Source organism: Pedobacter jejuensis (assembly GCF_003725795.1).
Classification (GTDB): domain Bacteria; phylum Bacteroidota; class Bacteroidia; order Sphingobacteriales; family Sphingobacteriaceae; genus Pedobacter; species Pedobacter jejuensis.
Genome location: NZ_RBEE01000003.1, coordinates 65,943 through 87,722, shown reverse-complemented (window position 1 = coordinate 87,722; position 21,780 = coordinate 65,943). Strand labels below are relative to the sequence as shown.

The window sequence follows — 21,780 nt, the reverse complement described above, 5'->3', positions numbered from 1 at the left end:
TCAGGAGTTTTTTTAAGCAGTACAAACTATTTTTTAAAATTTAACACCAAATGTTAAGTAAACATTATCGGCTGTATTTTTCAAATTGGCTGTCGGGCCAGAACCTGTAAAATTAAAATCAGGATAGTCTGATGATATGGTATAAGGTGAGTTTGTAGATTCCCATTTTGTATGTCTATACGTTACATCAAGATAATAATTATCAAACCTGTAACCTAAACCACCGCTGTAAGCTTGAGTAGTAAAATCTAAATTTTTATATGGCGAACCAGAATACGAATAACCACCTCTAATCATAAATTGATCAACCAATTTAAATTCCAAACCTGCTCTATAGTTAACATTACCTTTATACAATGATGCAATATCGCGATTAGTATTTGTTTCTTCAGTAGAAAAATTAGAGCTAAAGCGAATGCTGCTGTAGTCAACATATTCAGCATCAGCAGTAATTAATCCACTATTACCGAAAATGTATGCAACACCACCGCTAACTTTATAAGGCGTTCTTAAGTTATACTCTGAATTATAATTAGATAACGGATTAGTATATTCTGGAATGCTAGTTCCATCCGCTCTTTTAAACTTTGTATTTAAGTTTTCAGAATAATCATCAGTTAAGCTATACCACGTTGGTGTAACAAAACTCAAACCCAATCTCAACTCATTAACAGGCTTGTATATCAAACCTAATTTGGCATTAATGCCATTTCCTCGGGTTTGCTGAATAGAATTAAACCCAAAACTGTATGTTCCGTTTAAGAATACAGGATCTTGACCAGCAAAAGTTAGATTGTTTCCACTTTCAGAAAATGCTAAATCAGAAGTATAATCGATGTTGGTTAAACCCAATGATAAACCTAAATATAACTTATTACCATAGTTACCAGCCATACCGATATTCAATTCAGATTGCGAACCCGAACGACGAATGATATTTTGTTGGTTGCTATTTAAAGCAGTAGTTGGAAAATATCCCGCAGGATCATATTCAATTAAAAAATTGTTGTAAGCCATTTGTTCTAAAGAACCAGATGCTAAGCTTCCTGTTGGTGTATTACCAGCTAAGTCTGCAAAATAATCAGCCATTGAGCTTTTTGCATTCTTTCCTGAGTATGTAATATTTGAGTTAAAGTTATTTGTCTTATTGTAGCCAACACCAAAATTTAAACTTACCCAACCATTATTTAAATCAGAACCTTTAGCCTTATTAACTGGTGAATAAAATACAACCCCAATTTGATTAATTCCAGCTTTACTGCGTTTATCTGATGTGTTGTTCCCAAGATATTCTGAACCAACTTTAAAGTTGTTGAATTCAGGGGTAAAGCTAAAGTCAGATTTCGTAAAAAAACCTAATCCCGCTGGATTTGCTGAAAGTGAACTTATATCTCCACCTAATGCAGTTTGTGCACCGCCCAAACCTTTAAAACGTGCTGTAGAGCCCGGCTCTGATTGTGAAAATCGTAACACATCACTGGTGTATTGTGCATATAAAGAATTGCTGGCAAAAACTATTCCTGCCACAATGAATATTGATCTTAGTTTCATGTTATAAATGTGTGTATGTGCTAAAATTATCTACCGCCGCCTCTTGTTGGTCTGCCGCCACCACCGCCGCCGCCACTAGAACTTCCGCCACCGCTACTTCCTGAGGATTGTGCAGGTGGACTATAACTTCCTCTATCAGGTCTTGAAGCTGGTTGAGATTGTTGGATTTGTGGTTGTGGTCTGTAACTATCATCACGTGATGGTCTTGAACTAACTCGTCCTTGGCCGTTATTGATTGATGAACCATTACTTCCATTTGAATATCGTTCTGGTCTACCTGAATTATTTGAAGTAACTGATGGTCTGCCATAATTTCCACTAACAGGGTTAATTCCTGACCCACCATTTCCATAAGACCCACGATTATCACCATCTCTGTTTGGTCTTGGTCTGCTGTTACGATTTGCGTAACCACCTCCAAAGCCTCCACCATAATATCCACCGCCTATGCCGTATCCACCACCGTAAAAGCCACCGCCCCAACCAAATCTATCGTAGTAGGAGTAAGGTCCCCAACCGCCAAAGCCGTAAGGACTGTAACCGAAATAGCCATAATTAAAAGGATTGTTCCAGATGTTTCCGTAACCGAAACCTCCGCCCCAGCCAAATCCGCCTCCCCAGCCGCCTAAACCATAACCACTATTCCAACCCAAACCATAACCTAAAAAGTTTGAATTGCCATAACTGTTTCCGTAATAATAATTATCATAATATGGGTCGTAGTAGCCCCTAAATGTAGAACCATTATAGAAACGATTTATTCTTGATGAATAATCCATGTCGTAATATGGGTTACTTGTGCCATAATACTCATCATATTCCTGGTCATTTTGACTGTATTGTTGCTGCTGCTGTTGTGGAGCAGGAGCTACATATTCTACCTCTCTGGCTTTTGCCACGGTATTATAAACATCATCAGTGGTGTTGGTAGAAGCCATTTTTGATGTAGAGCATGATGCAACCAACCCAGCGGCCGCTATCATAACAATGGGTAAAAATTTAATTGGTTTCATTGTGTTTATATTTAGTTGTGTGTGTAGATTGTATAAAAGCAATTCTAGCCGAAAAATTCAGGCATTTATCATTTAAAATTTAATGCTTTGGTTTCGTAATCGTTTTGTAGGCATAAATTTATAAATTTGTGGCTGAATTTCACATTATTTAACATACAATTTACGTTCCAAATACATAACATGAGCAAAGAAATTACAAGCCGGGAAGCAGATTATTCACAGTGGTATAACGATATCGTAATAAAAGCCGATTTGGCAGAACATTCGGCAGTACGCGGATGTATGGTTATTAAGCCAAATGGCTATGCTATTTGGGAAAAAATGCAGGCTGTTTTAGATAAAATGTTTAAAGATACTGGCCATCAAAATGCATATTTCCCATTGTTCATTCCTAAGTCATTTTTTTCAAAGGAAGCATCTCACGTTGAAGGCTTTGCGACAGAATGTGCGGTTGTAACACATTATCGATTAAAAAATGACGGTAATGGAAATATTGTAGTTGATGAAACCGCTAAATTAGACGAAGAATTAATTGTTCGCCCGACATCCGAAACTATAATTTGGAATACTTATAAAGGCTGGATTCAATCTTACCGCGACCTGCCAATTCTTATCAATCAATGGGCAAATGTTGTGCGTTGGGAAATGCGTACCAGGTTGTTTTTACGTACTGCGGAATTTTTATGGCAAGAAGGGCATACCGCACATGCAACAGCTCAGGAAGCTATTGAAGAAACCGAACGTATGTTACACATTTACGCAGATTTTGCCGAAAATTGGCTTGCTGTACCTGTAATACGGGGAAGAAAATCCCCAAATGAACGTTTCGCAGGTGCGCTTGATACTTATTGTATAGAAGCTTTAATGCAAGATGGTAAAGCATTGCAAGCAGGAACTTCACACTTTTTAGGTCAGAATTTTGCAAAAGCCTTTGATGTAAAATTTACAGGTAGAGATGGAAAATTAGACCATGTTTGGGCATCATCATGGGGTGTATCTACACGATTAATGGGTGCTTTAATTATGGCACATAGTGATGATTCTGGTTTGATTATTCCACCAAAGTTAGCACCGATACAAGTTGTAATTGTGCCAATTTATAAAGGGGATGAAGATTTAGCGAAAATTACGGCCTATGTAAATGAATTAACCATGCGATTAAAAGGTTTAGGCGTATCTGTTAAATATGATGATAGAGATACCCAGCGTCCTGGTTTTAAATTTGCCGATTACGAGCTAAAAGGAGTTCCAATTCGAATTGCAATAGGAGGTAGAGATTTAGAAAACAAAACAGTTGAAGTAGCCCGCAGGGATACTAAAGTTAAGCAAACTGTGCCGCAAGAAGGATTGGATATTTACATTGTTAAGTTGCTGGAAGATATCCAAACCGCTATGTTTAATAAGGCTTTAGCTTATCGTGATGATCACATTACAGAGGCAAATAGCTACGATGAATTTAAAACATTGTTAGATGATAAAGCTGGTTTCATTTCTGCCCACTGGGATGGAAATCCAGAAACTGAACAAAAAATTAAAGAAGAAACAAAAGCAACAATTCGCTGTATTCCTTTAGATAACAAATTGGAAGATGGTGTTTGTATTTATTCTGGCAAGCCATCAACGCAACGCGTATTATTTGCCAGAGCATATTAAATAAATTTAAGGTTTAAGATTTAGGATTTTAGGTTTGACATACAAATCTTGAAGCTAATTCTTAATACTGTACTCACATCCTGATACTACTAAGATGAAGTTCGCAACAAAAGCTATACATGCAGGTCAAGAACCTGACCCAACAACTGGTGCCGTGATGACACCAATTTATCAAACATCAACCTACTGGCAAAAATCGCCGGGCGATAATAAAGGTTATGAATATTCGCGAGGTACAAACCCTACGCGTAAAGCATTAGAAGATTGTTTAGCTGCTTTAGAAAACGCTAAATACGGTTTAGCTTTTTCTAGCGGTATGGGCGCCACAGATGCCGTTTTAAAGTTACTGCAACCTGGCGATGAGGTGATCACAGGCAACGATTTATACGGTGGTTCTTATAGAATTTTCACTAAGATTTATTCGAAATATGGAATTAAATTTCATTTTTTGGATTTATCTAAGCCAGAAAATATGTTGCCATACATCAATGATAAAACCAAATTGGTATGGATTGAAACGCCAACGAACCCCACAATGCAAATTATTGATATCGAAGGTGTGGCAAAAATAACTGAAGAGAAAAATTTAATCCTTACCGTTGATAATACCTTTGCTTCACCATATTTACAAAATCCAATTGATCTAGGTGCTGATATCGTTATGCATTCGGTTACTAAATATATTGGTGGTCACTCTGATGTTGTTATGGGCGCTTTGGTAACCAATGATGAGCAGTTGTATAAAGATTTATGGTTTATTTATAACGCATGTGGAGCAACTCCTGGTCCGCAAGATGCTTTTTTAGTTTTGAGAGGCATTAAGACTTTGCATTTACGCATGAAAGCGCATTGCGAAAACGGCGAAAAAATTGCTCATTATTTAAAAACACATCCGAAAGTAGATAAAATTTACTGGCCAGGTTTTGAAGATCACCCAAATCATGATGTGGCCAAAAGGCAAATGCGTGGTTTTGGCGGTATGATTTCGATAACACTTAAAGGTGCTGATTTACAGGAAACTTTCAGAATTTCATCTAATTTTAAAGTATTTACTTTGGCCGAATCTTTAGGAGGTGTAGAATCCTTAATCAATCATCCTGCAACTATGACTCATGGTTCAATACCAAAAGAAGAACGTGAAAAAGTTGGCGTAACTGATAATTTATTACGTTTAAGTGTAGGTGTAGAGGATATTGATGATTTGCTTGAAGATTTGGAAAACGCATTAAAATAGTATAATATTCTTCTTAAATGAGGCTGTTTCACTAATCAAGATATTTTGGTTATTGTAATACAGCCTCATTTTTTACACCTCAAATGGATTTCTTAGATCTTAAAAATTTTCTTGATGCAAAGGTTGAAATATACAATCAACCGAAATTTATAGAAAATGATCCCATTTGTATTCCTCATCTGTTTGAGAAAAGACAAGACATAGAAATTGCAGGTTTTTTTGCAGCAGTTTTAGCTTGGGGACAGCGAAAAACGATTATCAATAAGTGTATAGAACTTTTTCAAAGAATGGACAATGCTCCTTTTGATTTCGTTCTGAATCATCAAGATGCTGATTTAAAAAGACTCTTAAATTTCAAACACAGAACTTTTAACGATACCGATTTACTATACTTTATTTCTTTTTTTAAGGCTCATTACACGAACTACGAAAGTTTGGAGATGGCCTTTATCCCAAATTCTGAGGCAGCGCTCTCAGATGTAAATCCATCGAAAAAAGGTTTGAGAAACTTAGATTTTTCTTTAGGAACTAAAAATTTTGATGTAGAACAAGCTTTAAACCATTTTAGGTCGTACTTTTTTTCATTAGAAGATTTTCCACATAGAACTAAAAAGCATATCTCATCTCCAAAACAAAAATCCACCTGTAAGCGATTGAACATGTTTTTGCGTTGGATGGTTCGTGATGATAATAAGGGTGTAGATTTCGGGATATGGAATATTATTAAACCAGCTGATTTAGTTTGCCCTTGTGATGTACATGTTGATAGGGTTGGTAGATTACTGGGTTTAATAACCCGCAAGCAAACGGATTGGCAAACCGCTGTTGAATTAACAAAAAACCTTAAAGCATTTGACGCAGCCGACCCGGTAAAATATGATTTTGCCCTTTTTGGTTTGGGAGTCGAAAAAGTATTTTAAGATTTTTTCCAAAAAAAATGCTCCAATCTGCAGATTTTATATTCATTATTACTAACTTACATCGTAATATTTCTGATAATAAGCAATATTATACAATCCCTACTCTAAATATATGCTTGCAGTTGATTTATCTGATGAAGATAGATGGAAAAAATATAATAATTTTTCGCCATTAATCTCTGTTTTTAAGCACTTTCATCCACTTACTGATGAGATTGAAACTCGCATAAACCAACATACTTTTCCAGTAAGCTTCAAAAAAAATAAATTTATAGTTTCACCAGTTGATAGGAATAAATTTCTCTATTTAATTGTTAAAGGGGTTGTTAGGGGATACATAAAAGATGGTAAAACCGAAATTACGACTTGGATTGCTAAAGAAAATGAGATTGTGGGAACGATTCGTAATTTATGGCTTGAAGGCGATTCGGAAGAGTATTTACAGGCTTTAGAAGATGTAGAATTGATAGCCATTCCGCACGTTTTATCAGATTATTTGTATGAAAATTATGCTGAAGCAAATATCGTAGGTAGGAAAATGATGGAACTTTACTACCGTTCAGCTGAAGAAAGGGCCTATCTTTGCCGTATCTCATCAGCAGAAAAAAGATATAAAAGGTTTCTGGTTTCTTTTCCAGAATTAATTACTCGGGTTTCATTAAAGCATATTGCTTCTTTTTTGGCCATCAGATTAGAAACACTTAGCCGCATCAGAGCTAAAATTTAATATTTTATCCTTCGTTTTAGTCGTCAATATTAGAAATTATTCTGCTCAAATTTTTTGGCTTGTTGCTTATACAATCTTATCTTTTCTCGTTACCAAGGTTTTTGTTATTAAAATAGGTCGGCGAAATTTTAATAAAATGCTTTTGATGACAAATGTCAAAACAATTACAAGTATTTGCCCATGAATTAAATGTAAATACCGATTTCTGTTAAATCAAGATTAATAAAATATGTACTTTTACAAATACAAAATAAATAAAGTAAAAAGTCTAATTAGCAAATTTAAGTCTACCTACGGATTAATAAATTGATAATTATCAACTAACAATACTTTGAACAATGAAAACTAAAAATACTGTAAGTACTTTTTCAGTACTTATTGCTGATGATCATGAGATTATCCGCCGTGGCTTAAGTAATCTTATTTCTGATTACTGGACAGGGGTGCAGATTTGGCAATCTGCTACAATGGAGCAAACTTTAGTGGAAGTTGCAAAATCGCCGGGACTTGTTATTATAGATGTAAACTTACCTGGAGGTAATAATTTAAAGGTAATTGATCAAATCAAAGCTATACAACCGAACGCTAAAATCTTGGTGTTCTCCTCACTTAACGAAAATATTTATGCTGTACCTTATTTAAAAGCTGGTGCATCAGGGTATTTAACAAAAAATGCTGATGAAGCTGAAATCGTTACTGCGATTACAACCATCTTAGCGGGCAGTAGATATTCTAGCAGGAATGTGAAAGAAAATATGTTTAACAGCATTTTAGGAAACGATGGTGATAATCCTTTTACAAAGCTATCTGGTCGTGAGTTGGAAGTTGCTGAGTTATTAACTAAAGGCGTGGGAGTATTAGATATTTCTAATCAGCTAAACCTTCAAATGGGTACCGTAAGTACTTACAAACTTAGGCTTTTTCAAAAACTAAAGATTAAAAGCATTATTGAACTCGCCGAAAAAATGAGTATCTACGAGAAGTAGTTCATTCTATCTGGCATAAAAAAAGAGTTTGCTTACACAGCAAACTCTTTTTTTATGGTACTATTTTTTTGTTTTCTTGGCAGTTCCAGTACCATTTGCATCACCAGATTCGTTAGGCGTAGAACCACTTTCACCAAATTTCTCAGAAGCACCTTTGCCATTTTGGTCGAACGATGCTTTTTCTTTAGAACTTCCAGCAGTTTTGCCTGCTTTGGGTTCCTCTTTTTGATTATCTTTTTTCATAATGTTTAAATTTTATAATTGGAGCATCTCAAAAAATAATTGAAACAATTTATTCTGCAACTGCTTCTTCATTAACAAAACTTTCTGCTGCTTGTGTTAAAGCAACATCGGTTTCTTTTTCATTATCTAATGTTAATTGCAAAAGCTCTTGTACATCTGTATGCCCCATATTTTCTGCAAAGGTTCTCAATGTGCCATAAGTTGCAATTTCATAGTGCTCAACTTTTTGTGCAGCTAAAATTAATCCTGCATCTCTAGTCATTGTATCTTTATCTGTATCTTCAATAATTCCGGTCGCTTCTTCTAATAAACCGGCCATTGCATCACATTTTTTTGCTGCGGCTTTCTCACCAAGTAATTCAAAAACCTGCTCTAATCTTTCGATATGTTGCTGTGTTTCTCCTGTATGTTTCTCAAATGCTGCTGCAAGTCCCTCACTTGTTGCTGCTTTTTGCATTTTAGGCAACGCTTTCACTAAATGCTTTTCTGCCCAATAGATATCTTTAAGTTCATCAACAAAAAATTTATGAAATTCTGAGTTTTCCATTTTACCGGTTTTTCCTGTGGGTTTTGCAGATTTTGATTTTGCTGTTGTTGTTTTTACTGTTTTCATGATGTTAATATTTAGTTCAATAGATATGGTTTTACAACATCGGCTATTCATTAAAGTTTTTTATATCGTTTGGGTTAAGTACGGGATTTTAGTTTTTAGTACTCAATGATTAACAAAAAATACCTACATATAAATAGCAACATACAATCACAAATATTCCTTTCAATAAATTAAGTAGCAATAAAAAGCTAAATATGTTAGTAAAATGTTAATAATATTGATACTATTATAACTAAAATACTAATAATATTAGTTTATTTTTGCTTATCATAATTAGTTTGACATGGATAAAGACAGGCATATCATTCACATGGATCAAGATGCATTTTTTGTATCAGTTGAGGTAAAGAAAAATTCAAAGCTTATTGGCAAGCCTGTAATAATAGGTGGAAGTTCTGATAGGGGCGTTGTTGCATCTTGTAGTTATGAAGCCCGGAAATTTGGTATTCATTCTGCAATGCCTGCCCGTACTGCAAAAATGCTTTGTCCTGATGCTATTTTTTTAAAGGGGAACATGGATGAATATTCAAAGGCATCACAAGAAATTACCGAAATTATATCGCAACGAGTTCCGCTATTTGAGAAAGCTAGTATCGATGAACATTATATCGACATGACGGGTATGGACCGTTTTTTTGGATGTATGAAGTTTGCTTCCGAATTACGCCAAACCGTTATAAAAGAAATGGGTTTGCCAATTTCTTTCGGGTTATCTGCAAATAAAACTGTAGCAAAAGTTTGTACTAATGAGTGTAAACCCAATGGCGAATTGGAAATTCCTTTTCCAGAAGTTCGTTCTTTTTTAAATCCATTGCCTGTAAATAAAATTCCGGGAATAGGCAATGCTACATATCGAAAATTAAGTGAAATGGGGGTTAGAAAAATTGAAACCTTGGCAGAAATTCCACAGGAGCTAATGTTTAAAATTTTGGGCGACCATGGTTTAAATCTTTGGCAAAAAGCAAATGGAATAGATATTTCTCCTGTTATTCCTTATCGCGAAAGGAAATCTATTGGTACCCAAACTACATTTGAAAGTGATAGTATGGATATCAATAAAATGAAAGCCATACTTACCGGTATGGTCACCAATTTAACTTTCGATTTGCGTAGCCAGCAAAAATTAACGGCTTGTATAACCGTAACTATACGCTATTCTAATTTTGAAACCGTAACCCAACAAGCACGAATTCCTTATACCGCTTTGGATTCCTTCTTAATTGGTAAGGCCCATGATTTGTTTAAAAAGTTGTACAGCAAACGCATGCTTTTGCGGTTAATAGGCGTAAAATTATCTCATTTGGTTAGTGGTTTTGAGCAGATTGGGTTATACCATACATCAGAAGAGGAATATGATTTATACCAGGCAATGGATAAAGTACGGCAGCATTATGGTGTAGAATCGGTAGTTAAAGCTTGTATTGTTGCACCACCAGCTAAGGATGAGAAAAACAAAACGATAAAATACAATCCGCGTAAAAAATCCGAAGAGGAAAGAAAAAAATCTCGTATAAGAACTTTTATTAATTCAGGTGCATCCTCTGTAAATAAACCTACTGATAGTTAGCAATATGTTTCTTAATGTACATTCTTCATATAGCTTAAAATACGGTACAATGGATATTCCTGCGCTTATTGCCAAGGCTAGAGCATTGGAAATCCACCAGATGGTTTTAACTGATATCAATAATTCTACTGGTGCGGTAGAATTTATCAGAGAATGCTTTAAACAAGAAATTGCAGTAGAGCCCGACGAAGTACAAAAAGGAAATACGCCATATCACATCAAGCCGGTTGCAGGTATTGAGTTTAGAAAAGATAACAGGCTTTTGTATTTCGGCATTGCAAAAAGTAGAGAGGGTATGCGGACATTAAATGAATTTTTAAGTCACCATAACATTCAAAATATACCTTTACCCAATGATGCACCAGATTTTGAAGATGTATTTATCATTTATCCTTTTACTAAAATTTTTAATAGACCATTAAAATCAAATGAATTTGTTGGCATTCGAAGCAGTCAGTTAAATTACCTGTACAAACACCCAATACTTCATCAAAAAGAAAAACTGGTGGTTTGGCATCCGGTAACGGTTAGCGATAAAATTAGCCATCGCTTGCACGAATATTTAAGGGCTATTGAATTAAATACGCTTTTAACAATGGTACCAGAAGATGCAAAGTGTGCAGCAGATGAATTTTTAATAGCTGAAGATGAATTGAAGAAAAGGTTTGAAGCTTTTCCTTTTATCATTGAAAATACACAGCAATTAATTGATCCATGTGACTTAAGTGCTTACTTTGAACCGAAAACACAATCAAAAAATAAAGTTTGTTATTGCAAAGAAGGTGTAGAACAAGATAAGGCATTGCTTAGAAGGATTGCTTACAAAGGATTAGAGTATCGTTATGGTAAAAACAACTTGGTTGCTATTGAACGAATTGAAAAAGAGTTACGAATTATTGAATTAAAAAATTATTGTGGTTATTTTCTTATCACCTTCGATATTATTCGCTTTGCGATGGGAAAATGCAAGTTTTATCATGTTGGAAGAGGTTCTGGAGCAAATAGTATAGTAGCTTATTGCCTTCGAATTACCGATGTGGATCCGATTGAGCTTGATTTATACTTCGAACGATTCTTGCATGAGAAGCGTACCAGTCCGCCGGATTTTGATATCGATTTTGCCTGGGATGAACGAAAAACCATTCAAGAATACATATTTAAAAAATATCCTAAATGGCACGTTGCCTTTTTGGGTACAATGAGCACCTTTAAAGATCGGGCAATTATTCGTGAAATTGGGAAGGTACTTGGCTTGCCAAAAGAAGAGATAGATGGTTTTACTGACCCAACCAGAGAGCGTGAAAATCAACAAAATGCTACGTATAGAAAACTAGTTGCCGTACACCACCACATGAATAATATGCCTAACCAACGGTCTATTCATGCAGGTGGGATACTTATTTCTGAAGAACCGATTACCTATTATTCGGCTTTGGATTTGCCTCCAGTTGGGTTTGTAACCGTACAATGGGATATGTATGAAGCTGAAGCTATTGGCTACGAGAAATTCGATATATTAAGTCAACGGGGAATTGGTCATATCCGCGAAGCGGTACACCTAGTTAAACGAAACCGAAATGTTGATATTGATATTCATGACTTTAAAACCTTTAAAAACGATCCTAAACTGAATGGAATTTTACGCGAAGGTCAGCCTATCGGTTGCTTTTATATAGAATCGCCAGCGATGCGGCAATTGTTAAAAAAGTTGAAATGTGAAGATTATCTAACTTTGGTTGCTGCCAGTTCCATTATTAGGCCAGGTGTTGCTAGTTCGGGTATGATGAAATCTTACATTGAACGATACCACGCACCAGATAAAGTTGTTTACCTCTGCAAAGAAATGGAAGAGCGACTGAAAGATACTTATGGCGTAATGGTTTATCAGGAAGATGTGATTAAGGTTTGCCATTATTTTGCTGGCTTAGATTTATCAGATGTTGATGTACTGCGAAAGGCCATGAGCGGAAAGTACCGTTCTAAACTTGCTTTTGAAGAATTGGTAAACAAATTTTTTTTCTCAGCACGCAAGCAGGGTCATGCCGAAGAATTAATTGCTGAAGTTTGGCGGCAAATTTCATCCTTTGCAGGCTATAGTTTTTCTAAGGCACATTCTGCATCATTCGCTGTAGAAAGTTACCAAAGTTTATACCTTAAAACATATTACCCGAAAGAGTTTATGGTTGCTGTGTTAAATAATTACGGTGGCTTCTACAGCCGCTGGGTGTATGTACACGAGTTGAAAAAAACAGGTGCAAATGTTCACCTGCCTTGTGTAAACAATAGTGATGAAGCTGTGAATATTCATGGTAACGATGCGTACTTAGGCTTTATTGGGGTACAGGGTTTGGAAAATAAATTTGTAGAGTTAATACCCAAAGAACGGCGGCTAAATGGCTTATATACTGATTTGGAGCAATTTGTGAAGCGAACACAAATCACTTTAGAACAGGCAATTTTGCTAATTAGATTGGGCGCTTTACGTTTTACAGGAAAAGATAAAAAGACTTTACTTTGGGATATTTATACTTATTTAGGACATAAAAATAATAAATTTAATCATGCAGAATTATTTAAAACAGTGCATAAAACTTTCAATTTGCCGAATTTAGAAAATTCTGAAATTGAAGATGCGTACGCTGAATTGGAATTGTTAGATTTTCCATTAAACTTCAGCATGTTCAATTTTTTAAAAACTAATTATCGAGGTAATGTTATGGCCACCGATTTGCATAAACATATCGGTAAAACCGTAAAAATGGTTGGCAATTATGTTTGCGAAAAAACCGTCCGAACGGTTAAAAACACAAAAATGTGGTTTGGAACTTTTTTAGATATTAACGGCGATTTTTTCGATACAACACACTTTCCAAATACAACACCAATGTATCCGTTTAAAGGCAAAGGGTGTTACCTAATTTTAGGTAAAGTTGTAGAAGATTTTGATTTCCCAAGTATCGAAGTTCTAAAATTTGCTAAGCTCGATATACACATGAATCCGGTTGCGATTGACTAGGAGTGAGCCGAATAGCATTGCTAATCGCCTCATGATTTAGCTGTTTTATGAGGTGAATAAATCGTATATTCGGCTCATGCTATATAATTGGGAGTAGCCAGATTAGCCTAATTTTACGTTTAGTTTAAAAAATATTTGGTGAAACCATGATCCATTTTAAAGCCGAAATAGAACGTTTCGAAACCATGGGAGAAAAAACAGGGTGGAGTTACGTTTTTCTTCCAAATGCTTTGGCGAATAAAATAAAAGCCGGGTGCAAAAAGAGTTTTCGTGTTAAGGGCAAAATCGATGCATTAGAAGTTTGCGGCATGGCAACTGTACCAATGGGTGAAGGTGATTTTATAATTGCATTAAAAAGTGAACTGCGTAAAAAGCTAAAAAAAGAGGAAGGTTCATCAGTAGAACTTTTTTTAGAAGAGGATAAAGATTTTAAAGTTGAAATGCCAGAAGATCTAGAAATGTGTTTATCTGAAGAGGAGCATCTGATGCATAATTTTTTAAAGCAGCCAAAATCACATCAAAATTATTATATCAACTGGATTAATCAGGCTAAAACGGAAGCAACAAGAACCAAACGCTTGGTAATGACGGTTACGGCAATGGATAAGGAACAAGATTTTGGTGCAATGATTAGGGAAAGTAAAAACAATAAATAGTTTACTTTTTATAGTTTCTAAACCAGCTATTTACTTTCATTTGTATTACCCCAAGAAAAGCTTCTCTAAATATTTTGGTGCTCATTTTTGATGTTCCTTCGGTTCTATCTGTAAAAATGATTGGCACTTCAACCACATTGAAGCCATATTTAATGGCGGTAAATTTCATTTCAATTTGAAAGGCATAACCCACAAATTTAATTTTATTTAAAGGAATGGTTTGTAATACTATTTTGCGATAACATTTGAAACCGGCTGTTGCATCCTGAATGCTTATTCGGGTAATAAAGCGTACATACATAGAAGCAAAATACGACATTAAAACCCTTCCCATTGGCCAATTAACAACATTCACGCCTTTTACGTATCTAGAACCTACGGCTACGTCTGCGCCATTTACACATGCTTCTCTTAAATGAATTAAGTCTTTAGGGTTGTGCGAAAAATCAGCATCCATTTCAAAAATATATTCGTAAGCACGTTGTAATGCCCACTTAAAGCCAAAAATGTAGGCTGTACCCAATCCTTGTTTCCCAGAACGTTCCTGAATAAATAAGTGACCTGAATATTCTTCTTGTAAAGATTTTACAATATCTGCAGTACCATCGGGAGAGCCATCATCAACAATTAAAATATGAAAAGGCTGGGTTAAAGAAAAAACCTTTCGAATTATTTTTTCAATATTTTCCTTTTCATTGTATGTTGGTATAATGACTAAACTATCGGACACGTTGTTTGGTTTAAATTTATTTGCCTTAAGAAGGCACGAAAGTAAATATTAATTGTTAAAATCCCGAATCAATAGTTTTTAACCGGGGTTAAATTCTGTTAAAATGATAATTATCTTACCTCTGCCATTAACTTTTTAATCATTGGTGAAATAAGAATTAATGCCAACCCTGCCACTAATGAATAAATTGCCAACTGCTTGTAACCTTCTGTATAAGACATTAGCTTAGTCATTAAGGAAGCATTTTCAATACTCGACATTTCTGCGCCAAGTTTGCCAGCTGCCAATTGTCCGAATGCGCTCGAGAGAAACCAAAGTCCCATCATCATTCCAAACATTTTCTTTGGCGAAAGTTTAGTGATGATAGACATGCCAATTGGTCCTAAACATAGTTCGCCAAGCGTTAACAAAAGATATGCTAGAGTGAAAACATTTAACGAGCTAATGCCTTGTTCATTAGCAAAGAATCTGGTTGCATAAAAAACGTAAAAACTTAGCGCAAGTAGTAGGAAACCTATTCCGAATTTTACAACAGTATTTGGTTCGATTTTGCGTTTGTACATTAATAACCAAAGTATTCCAACAATTGGGCTAAATACGATTACAAATAATGAGTTTACACTATTGTTTACCACATTTGGGTCAATCGACATAAATATTATTTGATGATCTAAATTATCTTTTGCGAACAAAGAAAGTGAACCACCACTTTGCTCGGAAATTGCCATGAAAATAAAGTAGCAAAATATGAATACAAAGGCAGCTAAAAGCTTGTATTGGGCTTTTCTATCTTTGATCATAACAATTTCGTATAAGAAATAAATTAAAGCAACAACGCCAATTGTGTACATAAAGTAATCGGTAAAGGCTGTGTTTTTAACCATTATGAAGATTAGAGGAATGCATAGTAGCGAACCAGTGTAAACCACAATTTCATATATTGTCCTTTTAGATTTCTCCAAATGAAGCAAAGGCGAATTTCCAATCGGACCCAAATATTTTTTTGTAAAAATAAATGTGCTCAAGCCGAAAGCCATTACAAAAGCAGCCGATAAAAAGCATAGATGCCAAGAATAATACTTGCCTAAGTAAATGCACATTGCACCACCTAAAAGTCCGCCTACATTAATTCCAGCATAAAATAGTCCGTAGCCAGCATCTCTGCGATTATCCTTCTCGTGATACAATTCTCCAACCATTGATGAAATGTTTGGTTTAAAGAAACCAGTGCCAATAATTGATAAGGTAATACCTGCATAAAATAATCCTTGTGGGTTAAAAGCAAGAATTAGATTTCCGATAATCATTAACGAACCACCCCAAAATAATGATTTTCTAAAACCTAAAATTTTATCTGCAAAAATTCCACCTATAAATGTAAAAGCATATACAAAAGCTTGGATTGCACCATATTGTAAGTTAGATTTCTGGTCGGATAGATGTAATTGATCTACCATAAAAAATGCCAATACGCCACGCATGCCATAAAAGCAAAAACGTTCCCACATTTCTACTAGTGATAAATGCCAAAGTTGTTTGGGATATTTACCATCAAAATTTTGAATTTCTGCTATTGATTGTATTTCACTCATGAAAATTTGTTAAAAGCAAAAGCCCAAAATAAATCGGGCTTTTGGGTTATTATCGTTAATGAATTTTAATGTACACCGTTCATCCATTTCCGTAAAATCGGGTTTATGGCAAACATAATTAAACCAGCTACAATTGGTATAAATGTGAAAATTAAAAAGAATGTAGAAATTGAATATTCTGAACTGATTTTATCGATAAGGCTACCAGATTTACCAGCAAGCCAGTTTCCTATTGCTGTACATGTAAACCAAAAACCAAACATTAAACCAACTAATTTAGCCGGAGCCAGCTTACTTACATAAGACAAACCTACAGGAGAAACGCAAAGCTCGCCAACGGTGTGGAAAAAGTAAGCAAATATTAGCCAAAACATGCTTACCTGAGCAGTCGATGCACCCCTTGCAATATCCATACCTCCGTAAGCTAAACCAGCAAAACCAATTCCAACAAAAACTAAACCCATCCCAAACTTTACCGGGCCGCTTGGATTAAATTTAGTTTCCCATAATTTGGAGAAGAAAGGAGCGAGCGTTACAATAAAGAATGAGTTTAGTATTCCAAACCAAGATGCCGGAACTTCTGTGTTTAGTGAAGAAAATTCTTTTTCAACCTTCCAAATTGCTAATCCCCAAATAATTATAAAACTTAATGCAGTGAAGAAAATTGTTGCCGGATATTTTTTTGCAATCTTAAAAGCAAGGCTTAACAAAACCAAAGTTACAGCAACAAGCGGAAAAATTGTGAGTGCCGCATCAACCCATTTAAAAGTTGCACCTGCGGTTCCTGTTAAGTTTCTTAGCGTGTAATCCTTAGCGAAAATCGTCATAGAACCACCCGCTTGTTCAAAAACCATCCAAAAGAAAATGGTAAAGATTGATAAAATTGCTACAACCCATAGTCTTTGGCTTACCACTTTCTTAGGTAAAACCTCTTCAGTAGGGTCAATTACTTTTTCTGTTTTATTTACTGCAGCACCTAAAACACCAAATATTTTTTGTCCAAAATAAAACTGAAGCATACCAAAGAACATAAAAATTCCGGCTAAACCGAATCCGTAATGCCATCCAACTTTCTCGCCAACATATCCACACATCAACATTCCTAAAAATGCACCGCTATTTATTCCCATGTAAAAAATGGTATAAGCGGCATCTTTTTTATCACTTGTAGGTGGATAAAGTTTACCAACAATTGATGAAATATTCGGTTTAAACAATCCGTTACCAGCAATTAAAAAGAATAGTCCTAAGTAGAACAAATTAGTGCTTACACCTTCTAAGGCCATAGTGGCGTGGCCAAGTGTCATAATTAAAGCACCTAAAATAACTGCTTTTCGGTACCCTGTTATTCTATCGGCGATTAAACCGCCAATTATTGGGGTAAAGTAGGCCAAACCAGTGTACCAGGCATAGAGTTGCAAAGCTTCAGGTCTGGTCCAGTTCCATCCATCTTTACTTGCCTCGCTCACTAGAAACAAAACCAAAAGCGATCTCATTCCATAGTAACTAAATCTCTCCCACATCTCGGTAAAAAACAAGACAAATAAACCTACTGGGTGGTTTATAAGTTTTTGCGTTTCTACACCATTACTTTCCAGGTGTGCATCAAGGGCTTGATCTTCGTTTAGGGCAACAGTTTCTAATGCCATATTTAAAATTTAGTGAATAATTAGATTAAGTTATCAAAATTTACAATTGAAATTTTTAGTTGCTAACCAATAAAGTTGGGCGCAATATAGTCAGCAGTGTGCATTCTTACAAATTTTTAAATTAGATGGAAATGAATCAGGACTTTAGTAGATTTCAGTTTTAAAATTTCCGGATTGGTTTAACATTTTTTGCCGGATCGGAATATAAAGCATCACTTTCCTTTGCATCATTTTTTAGCACCACATTTTCTTGAAGTTTTAATCTGCCGCCAATTATTTTAAAAGCATCCGTACTTCCATCAGAACCATAGAATTGAAATTTACCAACCATTTCAGGCTCAAAAGGTGCGAGGTGATCGAATACAATTAGTCCAGCATTTTTGTCTGTATTTAAAACCATTGCATTCTGTTTTTGATATTCAAAAATCACCCTATTCTTTCCTTTTAAATCTTTGCCATCAAAAACAGGCATACCGAAATTAACTTGGTCCTTATCAAACGATAAAATCTCGACTACCTTTTTTGTGGTTTCTGTTGTATTCCCCTTCCAGCCAAGCAAAACATAATAGGGCAAACGGCCCGAAGTTGTTACAGGAATAATTTCATAATACCTTGCACCAAACCATTTTTGATTGTTCGTGATTTGATTTGGATCTGCAATATTTTCAGTTTGATCTATCAAAGGATATAATTTTAGCGCACCTTTAGTATTCATTTGAATGGTGCCATAGTAACGATAGTTACCATTTTCTAATTGAACATACCAGGATAAAACTCTAAAAACTTGGTCTGATGGTTTAATTACTGAAACGGTTTTTAAAGAATCAAAATTATAAGCAAAAGAGTTTGGTTGCTTTAAAGCTTCAACAAGTGTTTTTACAAACTTTCCATTTTCGGCAAGCTTTATTGAATCACTTTGTGCTGAATAAACTTTTTGCGCTATTTTGTTTAAGCTATCCTGAAAAACATCAAGTTTATTTATGTTTTGCTGGGCGTATGATGTAAAATTCCAACAAACGATAAACATTAATAAATAAAATCTGATGTTTTTCATCGAATAGATTTTAAAGTTTTTCTATAACCAACGCACTTGCGCCACCGCCACCATTGCAAATACCTGCAACACCAATTTTACCACCATTTTGTTCTAAAACAGATAATAGGGTAACTACAATTCTAGCTCCTGATGCGCCAAGCGGATGACCTAATGAAACCGCTCCACCATTTACATTTACTTTATTATCGCTTAAATTTAAGAGTTGATTGTTAGCAATTGATACCACTGAAAAAGCCTCGTTAATTTCGAAAAAATCTACATCATTAATATTCACATTTGCCTTTTGTAAAGCTAATGGAATTGCTTTTGAAGGTGCTGTGGTGAACCATTCTGGTGCTTGCTGAGCATCGGCAAAACCTAGGATTTTAGCTAAAGGCTTGATGCCCATTTCAGCTGCTTTTTCAGCACTCATTAAAACCAATGCAGCAGCACCATCATTTAATGTTGATGCATTTGCAGCGGTAATTGTACCATCTTTTTTAAATACTGGCTTTAAACCAGGAATTTTTTCGAATTTTACAGCGGTAGGTTCATCGTCCGTATCAACAAAACTTACATCTCCTTTACGGTCTTTAACCTCTATAGCGATTATTTCTGATGCGAATTTACCAGATGTTTGAGCAGATTGAGCTCTTTTATAAGATTCTATGGCGAAATTATCTTGTGCTTCGCGACCGATGTTGCAATCTGTTGCGCAAAGTTCTGCTGCAGAACCCATGTGGTAATCATTATAAACATCCCAAAGTCCATCTTTTACCAGCCCATCAGTAATCTGACCGTGACCTAATCTATAACCATTTCTTGCCTTATCTAAGTAATATGGTACATTACTCATGCTTTCCATTCCACCAGCAACAATTATTTCACTATCGCCATTTGCTATGCTTTGTGCAGCAAGCATAATTGCCTTAGTGCCAGAAGCGCAAACTTTATTAATGGTAGTTGCAGGCAAATCAGGTAAACCGGCAAATTTCGCAGCTTGTGTTGCAGGTGCTTGTCCTAAATTAGCGGATAACACATTGCCCATATAAACTTCTTGAATTTGGTTGGCATTTAAACCTGCTTTTTCTACTGCAGCTTTAATGGCGAATCCACCTAATTGGGTAGCAGAAAACTGCGCCAAAGAACCGCCAAAACTACCAATAGCCGTTCTTACAGCCGAAACAATTACAACTTCTCTCATGTAAAATAAATTTATGAATTTTTGGTTAGGCTGCTAAGTTATGCATTTTTTAATATCGTAAAAAAGTAGGAGCAAAGAATAGCAGGAAACAAATCATTTTAACGAGATATTAAAGTTAATCTTGCTTAGGCTTATTTTTTTTTCGCGATTTAACCGCTTGATTTAATAAAAATTCAATCTGGCCATTGATACTTCTAAAATCATCAGCAGCCCAAATTTCAATTTCTTTTAAAAGAGCCGGACTCATTCTCAACACAAAAGCTTTTTTATCTTTTTCACTCATCCTTATTATATTGCCTTAATATTATTGCCGATTTTAAATTGATTAAACAGTGATTAAAAAGAGTCACCATAAATTTTTATGTATTGATTCTCATCAAACTCCGTTAGCCATTATATAAAGTACCTGTATTTACCACTGGTTGTACATGCCTATCGCCGCATAATACAACTAACAGATTGCTAACCATGGCAGCCTTGCGTTCTTCATCAAGTTCAACAATTCCTTTTTGAGATAACTTTTCTAAAGCCATTTCTACCATCCCAACAGCACCTTCAACTATGAGTTTACGAGCGGCAATAACGGCTGTAGCTTGCTGGCGTTGCAACATTGCACTTGCAATTTCTGGCGCATAAGCCAAATGCGAAATTCTGGCTTCCAGCACTTCAATTCCTGCTCTTGATAAGCGATCGTTTAACTCTTTTTCTAACAATTCGCTTACATGCTCGGCACCATCTTTTAAGGTAATGCTCGTTTCTTCTCCTTCTGCATGATCATAAGGGAAAATATTTGCCAAATGCCTTACAGCAGCCTCACTCTGAATATTCACATATTGAAGATAATTTTCTACCGAAAACATTGCTTTAGCGGTTTCATTAACTTTCCAAACTACAACAGCCGCAATTTCTATCGGGTTACCGAGCTTATCGTTTACTTTTAATTGTTGTCCGTTAAGGTTATTTGCTCTTAATGATACTTTCTTTTTAGTTGTTAACGGATTTACCCAGAAAAATCCATCTGTTTTTACCGTACCTACATATTTACCAAATAGCGTTAATACTTTAGATTCGTTGGGGTTATTGATGATTAATCCGGGTAGAACCAGAAAAAAATCAAAGGCCAAGATAATGCCTCCCCAAATAAAACTTTGGGTTACAAAACAAAATACTGAAATACCCAAAAGCACTAAAAATAATGCAAATGTTAAATACCCTGATGGAGGGCTAATGATTTTTTCTTGATACATGATGATATTAATTTGATATCATAAAGTAAAATATAAAAAGTTGAATTCGCAAAGAAAATCAGTAAAATGTATATTGCATAAAAATGTTAATTTTGACAGCATTATATTTTTATCGTTTTGGCCAAAATCAAGAAAAATTCACA

General features: G+C 35.2%; 19 protein-coding genes. 8 read left to right on the top strand and 11 right to left on the bottom strand.

Annotation, left to right across the window (positions count from 1 at the left end):
• Positions 1-33: 33 nt before the first annotated feature.
• The gene (locus D7004_RS02385; RefSeq protein ID WP_123204271.1) at positions 34-1,551 is read right to left on the bottom strand and encodes an OmpP1/FadL family transporter; all 1,518 of its coding nucleotides are present in this window, start codon (positions 1,549-1,551) and stop codon (positions 34-36) included.
• Positions 1,552-1,577: 26 nt separating this feature from the next.
• Positions 1,578-2,564, bottom strand: a complete 987-nt coding sequence (locus tag D7004_RS02380) for a hypothetical protein (RefSeq protein WP_123204270.1) — start codon at positions 2,562-2,564, stop codon at positions 1,578-1,580.
• Positions 2,565-2,744: 180 nt separating this feature from the next.
• On the opposite strand from D7004_RS02380, the gene proS reads away from it, so the two are divergent.
• The 5 genes from proS (at position 2,745) to D7004_RS02355 (ending at position 8,084) form a co-directional block, all read left to right on the top strand.
• The gene (proS, locus tag D7004_RS02375; RefSeq protein WP_123204269.1) at positions 2,745-4,217 is read left to right on the top strand and encodes a proline--tRNA ligase; all 1,473 of its coding nucleotides are present in this window, start codon (positions 2,745-2,747) and stop codon (positions 4,215-4,217) included.
• Positions 4,218-4,311: 94 nt separating this feature from the next.
• Entirely contained in the window at positions 4,312-5,451 is a 1,140-nt protein-coding gene (locus D7004_RS02370) for a cystathionine gamma-synthase (protein ID WP_123204268.1), read from the top strand.
• A gap of 83 nt (positions 5,452-5,534) precedes the next feature.
• Positions 5,535-6,371, top strand: coding sequence for a TIGR02757 family protein (locus D7004_RS02365; protein ID WP_123204267.1), 837 nt, complete (start codon positions 5,535-5,537; stop codon positions 6,369-6,371).
• A gap of 112 nt (positions 6,372-6,483) precedes the next feature.
• A complete protein-coding gene (locus D7004_RS02360) occupies positions 6,484-7,098 on the top strand; it encodes a Crp/Fnr family transcriptional regulator (protein WP_123204266.1) in 615 nt (204 codons plus the stop codon).
• Between the two features lie 338 nt (positions 7,099-7,436).
• A complete protein-coding gene (locus D7004_RS02355) occupies positions 7,437-8,084 on the top strand; it encodes a response regulator (protein ID WP_123204265.1) in 648 nt (215 codons plus the stop codon).
• Between the two features lie 60 nt (positions 8,085-8,144).
• Here D7004_RS02355 and D7004_RS02350 read toward each other — a convergent pair whose 3' ends face one another.
• Both D7004_RS02350 and D7004_RS02345 read right to left on the bottom strand, forming a co-directional pair.
• Entirely contained in the window at positions 8,145-8,327 is a 183-nt protein-coding gene (locus D7004_RS02350; RefSeq protein ID WP_123204264.1) for a hypothetical protein, read from the bottom strand.
• A gap of 49 nt (positions 8,328-8,376) precedes the next feature.
• Complete coding sequence (locus tag D7004_RS02345; protein WP_123204263.1) at positions 8,377-8,940, bottom strand: YciE/YciF ferroxidase family protein; 564 nt, start codon at positions 8,938-8,940, stop codon at positions 8,377-8,379.
• Between the two features lie 283 nt (positions 8,941-9,223).
• Between D7004_RS02345 and dinB the strand changes: the two genes are divergently transcribed.
• From dinB to D7004_RS02330, 3 genes are all read left to right on the top strand, one after another.
• The gene (gene dinB / locus D7004_RS02340) at positions 9,224-10,507 is read left to right on the top strand and encodes a DNA polymerase IV (RefSeq protein WP_123204262.1); all 1,284 of its coding nucleotides are present in this window, start codon (positions 9,224-9,226) and stop codon (positions 10,505-10,507) included.
• Positions 10,508-10,511: 4 nt separating this feature from the next.
• On the top strand, positions 10,512-13,523 hold the full coding sequence (gene dnaE / locus D7004_RS02335) for a DNA polymerase III subunit alpha (protein ID WP_123204261.1): 3,012 nt from the start codon (positions 10,512-10,514) through the stop codon (positions 13,521-13,523).
• A gap of 146 nt (positions 13,524-13,669) precedes the next feature.
• Entirely contained in the window at positions 13,670-14,179 is a 510-nt protein-coding gene (locus D7004_RS02330; RefSeq protein ID WP_123204260.1) for a YdeI/OmpD-associated family protein, read from the top strand.
• 1 nt (position 14,180) lies between these two features.
• Here the strand turns inward: D7004_RS02330 and D7004_RS02325 are convergent, their stop codons facing one another.
• From D7004_RS02325 to D7004_RS02295, 7 genes are all read right to left on the bottom strand, one after another.
• Entirely contained in the window at positions 14,181-14,909 is a 729-nt protein-coding gene (locus D7004_RS02325; RefSeq protein WP_123204259.1) for a polyprenol monophosphomannose synthase, read from the bottom strand.
• Between the two features lie 110 nt (positions 14,910-15,019).
• Complete coding sequence (locus D7004_RS02320) at positions 15,020-16,501, bottom strand: peptide MFS transporter (protein WP_123204258.1); 1,482 nt, start codon at positions 16,499-16,501, stop codon at positions 15,020-15,022.
• A gap of 65 nt (positions 16,502-16,566) precedes the next feature.
• Positions 16,567-18,150, bottom strand: a complete 1,584-nt coding sequence (locus D7004_RS02315; RefSeq protein ID WP_123204257.1) for a peptide MFS transporter — start codon at positions 18,148-18,150, stop codon at positions 16,567-16,569.
• A 160-nt stretch (positions 18,151-18,310) separates the two neighbouring features.
• Positions 18,311-19,204 carry a hypothetical protein gene (locus D7004_RS02310; RefSeq protein WP_123204256.1) on the bottom strand — a complete coding sequence of 298 codons (894 nt, stop codon included), beginning with the start codon at positions 19,202-19,204 and terminating at the stop codon, positions 18,311-18,313.
• 10 nt (positions 19,205-19,214) lie between these two features.
• Positions 19,215-20,390 carry an acetyl-CoA C-acyltransferase gene (locus D7004_RS02305; protein WP_123204255.1) on the bottom strand — a complete coding sequence of 392 codons (1,176 nt, stop codon included), beginning with the start codon at positions 20,388-20,390 and terminating at the stop codon, positions 19,215-19,217.
• 115 nt (positions 20,391-20,505) lie between these two features.
• The gene (locus D7004_RS02300; protein WP_123204254.1) at positions 20,506-20,673 is read right to left on the bottom strand and encodes an Arc family DNA binding domain-containing protein; all 168 of its coding nucleotides are present in this window, start codon (positions 20,671-20,673) and stop codon (positions 20,506-20,508) included.
• 103 nt (positions 20,674-20,776) lie between these two features.
• A complete protein-coding gene (locus tag D7004_RS02295; protein ID WP_123204253.1) occupies positions 20,777-21,637 on the bottom strand; it encodes an SPFH domain-containing protein in 861 nt (286 codons plus the stop codon).
• Between the last annotated feature and the right edge of the window lie 143 nt (positions 21,638-21,780).

Excerpts from the sequence above, each read along its gene's own strand:
- D7004_RS02380 (WP_123204270.1), bottom strand. The coding sequence starts at position 2,564 with ATGAAACCAATTAAATTTTTACCCATTGTTATGATAGCGGCCGCTGGG.
- D7004_RS02320 (WP_123204258.1), bottom strand. The coding sequence starts at position 16,501 with ATGAGTGAAATACAATCAATAGCAGAAATTCAAAATTTTGATGGTAAA.
- D7004_RS02310 (WP_123204256.1), bottom strand. The coding sequence starts at position 19,204 with ATGAAAAACATCAGATTTTATTTATTAATGTTTATCGTTTGTTGGAAT.
- D7004_RS02305 (WP_123204255.1), bottom strand. The coding sequence starts at position 20,390 with ATGAGAGAAGTTGTAATTGTTTCGGCTGTAAGAACGGCTATTGGTAGT.
- D7004_RS02370 (WP_123204268.1), top strand. The coding sequence starts at position 4,312 with ATGAAGTTCGCAACAAAAGCTATACATGCAGGTCAAGAACCTGACCCA.
- D7004_RS02315 (WP_123204257.1), bottom strand. The coding sequence starts at position 18,150 with ATGGCATTAGAAACTGTTGCCCTAAACGAAGATCAAGCCCTTGATGCA.
- D7004_RS02360 (WP_123204266.1), top strand. The coding sequence starts at position 6,484 with ATGCTTGCAGTTGATTTATCTGATGAAGATAGATGGAAAAAATATAAT.
- D7004_RS02300 (WP_123204254.1), bottom strand. The coding sequence starts at position 20,673 with ATGAGTGAAAAAGATAAAAAAGCTTTTGTGTTGAGAATGAGTCCGGCT.
- D7004_RS02350 (WP_123204264.1), bottom strand. The coding sequence starts at position 8,327 with ATGAAAAAAGATAATCAAAAAGAGGAACCCAAAGCAGGCAAAACTGCT.
- D7004_RS02365 (WP_123204267.1), top strand. The coding sequence starts at position 5,535 with ATGGATTTCTTAGATCTTAAAAATTTTCTTGATGCAAAGGTTGAAATA.
- D7004_RS02345 (WP_123204263.1), bottom strand. The coding sequence starts at position 8,940 with ATGAAAACAGTAAAAACAACAACAGCAAAATCAAAATCTGCAAAACCC.
- dinB (WP_123204262.1), top strand. The coding sequence starts at position 9,224 with ATGGATAAAGACAGGCATATCATTCACATGGATCAAGATGCATTTTTT.
- D7004_RS02330 (WP_123204260.1), top strand. The coding sequence starts at position 13,670 with ATGATCCATTTTAAAGCCGAAATAGAACGTTTCGAAACCATGGGAGAA.
- D7004_RS02385 (WP_123204271.1), bottom strand. The coding sequence starts at position 1,551 with ATGAAACTAAGATCAATATTCATTGTGGCAGGAATAGTTTTTGCCAGC.
- D7004_RS02295 (WP_123204253.1), bottom strand. The coding sequence starts at position 21,637 with ATGTATCAAGAAAAAATCATTAGCCCTCCATCAGGGTATTTAACATTT.
- proS (WP_123204269.1), top strand. The coding sequence starts at position 2,745 with ATGAGCAAAGAAATTACAAGCCGGGAAGCAGATTATTCACAGTGGTAT.
- D7004_RS02355 (WP_123204265.1), top strand. The coding sequence starts at position 7,437 with ATGAAAACTAAAAATACTGTAAGTACTTTTTCAGTACTTATTGCTGAT.
- dnaE (WP_123204261.1), top strand. The coding sequence starts at position 10,512 with ATGTTTCTTAATGTACATTCTTCATATAGCTTAAAATACGGTACAATG.